4 protein-coding genes are annotated in these 3,655 nt (G+C 57.0%); 3 read left to right on the plus strand and 1 reads right to left on the minus strand.

The window, feature by feature from the left end; translation table 11 throughout:
• The first annotated feature begins 150 nt into the window (after positions 1 to 150).
• From B0G83_RS38865 to B0G83_RS37815, 3 genes are all read left to right on the plus strand, one after another.
• Positions 151 to 312, plus strand: a complete 162-nt coding sequence (locus B0G83_RS38865) for a hypothetical protein (protein WP_181157191.1) — start codon at positions 151 to 153, stop codon at positions 310 to 312.
• 259 nt (positions 313 to 571) lie between these two features.
• Complete coding sequence (mobV, locus tag B0G83_RS37810) at positions 572 to 1,744, plus strand: MobV family relaxase (protein ID WP_105512340.1); 1,173 nt, start codon at positions 572 to 574, stop codon at positions 1,742 to 1,744.
• A complete protein-coding gene (locus tag B0G83_RS37815; protein ID WP_146120373.1) occupies positions 1,744 to 2,037 on the plus strand; it encodes a hypothetical protein in 294 nt (97 codons plus the stop codon). Before mobV ends, B0G83_RS37815 begins: the two co-directional genes overlap by 1 nt.
• Before the next feature lie 80 nt (positions 2,038 to 2,117).
• On the opposite strand, the gene B0G83_RS37820 is transcribed toward B0G83_RS37815, so the two are convergent.
• Positions 2,118 to 2,861 carry a replication initiation protein gene (locus B0G83_RS37820; RefSeq protein ID WP_105512342.1) on the minus strand — a complete coding sequence of 248 codons (744 nt, stop codon included), beginning with the start codon at positions 2,859 to 2,861 and terminating at the stop codon, positions 2,118 to 2,120.
• Positions 2,862 to 3,655 lie beyond the last annotated feature (794 nt).

Raw genomic sequence — 3,655 nt, forward strand, 5'->3', positions numbered from 1 at the left:
AACGAAGCGCGCTTAGGAAAAGGCATCGCAGATCACCAGAAAACCCGATGCATCATGAAGCACAGCATGACCAGATCGTGAGCGTCGTAAAAAAAACGCACCTGAAACAGTAAATAACTACGCAACAACCCATTTCATTGGAGAAGAACCATGAGCAACACACTGCATGATGCAGTCAACCGTTGGCTGAAGACCATTGTCCTGTCTATCAGCATCCTGCATAGCGCAGGGCTTCATACCGAAGCAGCAGTACCCGCCATCGCGAGTGTTATCCAAGTCCACGCGAACCAGTCGGCAGACAGCAAAAGTTGAAGGACCATCATCATGGCGACGACCCTTCATCGACCCCACCGGCGGAGCCGGTGGTTTTGCAGGGCAGGGAGGTGGATAGGTACGCGGGCGCCAGCGAACCTATCCACTCATCTGCCTTGCAAGCCGACGTGCTCCGCACGTCAAAAACCGGGCACGTGTGGCTGGTAAACCACGACGCGGAGTGTCGTGGTCGAACGAGCTTTGCGAAGCAAAGTATCGTGAGTGATACTTCGAGCGAAATCCACTCGCTCCGCTCGACATGTTCGCCATCCTCCGCACACAAAAGCTACGCAACATTGCGCATCTACGCGCAGCGGCAGGACACAACGATCGAAGCATTCCGCCAGCACATGCAAAGCAAGACCAGGACATTAAACCGGTTTCCGGATTCGGCCCGCTGACGGCTGCCGAGGTGGTCGGTGGAGTCCTCGCACGCATTCCGGCGCAGCGCCGCAAGGATGCCGTGCTTGCCGTTGAGCAGGTGCTGACCGCGAGCCCGGAGTACTTCACGTTCGCTGCGCTGGATGGCGGATGGAACAAGAGCCGTCTGAAGACGTGGGCGAATGCCGCCCTCGAGTGGTTAAAGAAGGAACACGGCAAGAATCTCATCGCAGTCACGCTTCACCTCGATGAGACCAGCCCACACATGCACGCCATCATCACGCCCATCACACCGGACGGGAGGCTGTGCGCAAAGGAATTTACGGCCCGCCAGAAGCTGGTTGACTGGCAGTCCAGCTACGCGGCGGCATTGGCGCCACTTGGTCTCCAGCGCGGCGTCAGAGGCTCCCAAGCGACACATTCGGCGCTAAAAAGCTTCCGTCGACTCATCGATGCGCCGGCCCCACCTGTCCCAAAGCGTCCCGCGAAGCCCGAAATCGGCCCGCTGGAGCGGCTGACGGCGACGGGCAAGGCCAAACAGGAGGCCTACGATAAGGCGTTCGAAGAGTACCGCAAGAAACACGCAGCGCGGCTGCAGGCACTCGAAGCCAAGGCCAAGGTAGCGGACAGTGTGCGGAACGCTGACGCACGCGCCAAACGTGGCGTGATGGCTGAGGAACAGGCCAGGGCAGAGCAGGGCCGTGCGCAGTTTGCCAAGGCCGACGCTGAGCGCTATGCCGCCCAGGCGCGCGCCGAACACGAAGCCCATCATCAGGCCATGCGGACGATGGAAAAAGCCACGCTTGCCACCTGCGCGAAGCTCATCAACGGTATGCCGCGCGACCAGCTGGCGAAGGCGCTCGATATTGAGCTCCGTCCCGGCGATGTGATTGACCAGTTGCGGCGCCGCGGCCTCGTGAAGGATCTGCGCGAAGGCGTGGCCTTCGTGTCGGAGCGCATCGGCGGGCAGGACCTGGCCGAACTCGCTGCATGGGTCGATGACTACGGCAAGCCCGAGCGGGTGACTGATACACCGTCGATGGGGATGTGATGAATCTCAGCAAGGCTCTTTCGCCTTTATGTAGAAGTGCTGCGACGAGCTACAGCGGCAGCATGGCGCCGGAGGCTTTGCTGACTTTCCTGATGACCGGCGCCGTGGACGCAGACGTCGGGGTGTTACTGCGTTATGCCATCGAAGAACTTCCGGCGCCGCTATGGGCGAAAGCCCTCGCCGACTATGACTTGAACCTACGAGCCTCGATGATGAAACACATTGCAGACTACGCAGTAACGCAGCGTCTTTATCTCACGCCAGAGATGCGCGAATGGTTATCGGTCGAGTAAATAGGGGATACGACATGTCGTCTTGACGACGCGCAGTCGTGATGACATGGCCTAGGTGCCGCCCCGCACAGGGGCAACCTTCACATGTCGAGTCGTCCCTGTGGGTCGCGCTTGAAGTCGAAACGTAGCGCGGTGACCTTGCGGCCTGCCTTGATGGGCTTCCAGTCGATCAGCCAGCCGTCTTTCTCGGTCAGTTCCTTGACTGCAGCTTCGATGACCCAGCGGCGCAACTGTGCGAAGTCTTTTGCGTGACTTGGTTTGGCGTCCATTGCCTTGGCGAAATCAGCGACGTCAATTTGCCGCCAGCCGGTGTCCTTGAACTGCATCAGCATCTCAAGCAGTCGCCAGGAGTAAATGGAGCGCAGACCTGCGGCTTGTTTCAACAGGTAAGTCGTATGGTTGCCGCGTAGCGTCATGAGGTAAGGCGTGGCCTCATGGCTGAAGCGAAGCTCCACCCATGCTTCGCCTTCGTGATACGTGATGCCGCTAACCCAGTGGTCGAGATGCACCTTGAGGCCACGGCGGCCCTGCTCTTCGCGCTTGATAACACGGTCTAGCAAGGTCTTTGAGACGGCCTTCAGTTGCTCATAGGCCGTGGTGGGATCGATGCCGAACGTTTCCGCGTACTCGGCGGCCGTCAACTTGACTTTATAGCGGCCCTCGTCGAGGCGAATGGAATCCAGCTTTGCCGCGCATGACTTCACGATGCGCTGTTCTGCCAGCGTTTTGAGGCCGTGCGACGCTGCAACGAGGTCATTACGGAGCGTCACATGACGCTCTGACAAATGCCGGGCTTCCTTTACTGACAAGGTTCTGGTGTTCATCCCTGAGAATTTCCGGGTTATTCTGAGACATATAATTTACCTCAGAAAACCAATTCTCTGAGACTTTTTGGGAAACCTCAGGGTGTGGATAACACCCGGTTTTTCTCAGACTCACCCGGTTTTTCTCAGGTTTCACCCGGTTTTTCTCAGAATAGCTGCCAGCAAACCCATGCTGGTTAAGGCTTTGAGTCGTTTACAAACGTCTACAAACGTATAACAAACCACGCGCGCGATGCGCGAAGAGACGGTCCATTAGAAGGCCACACTTTGGAAGACCTCGACCGCCGTACGCATACGTCGCCGTGACGACGTGACCATGTGTCGTCATGGCATCACGACGACACAAACATGCGAGATCGCAAAAATACTTTCGCTCTGCACGCACCTCTGAGCGCGACCTATAGGTCGCGTTCCATAGGTCGCGTGTTAGGTCCTTTCCTGGTCGTGACGACAAACTTCCAACGTCAGAAAAGCAAACTTGGCCGACCGCAGTAAATAAAGCGTGTGTATCCGATACGAGCACATCAGCAAGTGATGGAGCACGTCGAGCTATACCTTTAAAACTGCGTTTGCGAATCCTGTAAAGAGCATCGAATTGCTTCGCACGAACGACAGTAGTGCCGTCCCAAGCTGGGACGTTATGGGACACGCGGAATATATAAAACCGTCGTTCTATAGAGCTAAATCGCGTTGCAGCGTAACGAAGCGCGCTTAGGAAAAGGCATCGCAGATCACCAGAAAACCCGATGCATCATGAAGCACAGCATGACCAGATCGTGAGCGTCGTAAAAAAA

Source organism: Paraburkholderia sp. BL21I4N1 (assembly GCF_002973525.1).
In the GTDB taxonomy this organism is placed as follows: Bacteria; Pseudomonadota; Gammaproteobacteria; order Burkholderiales; family Burkholderiaceae; genus Paraburkholderia.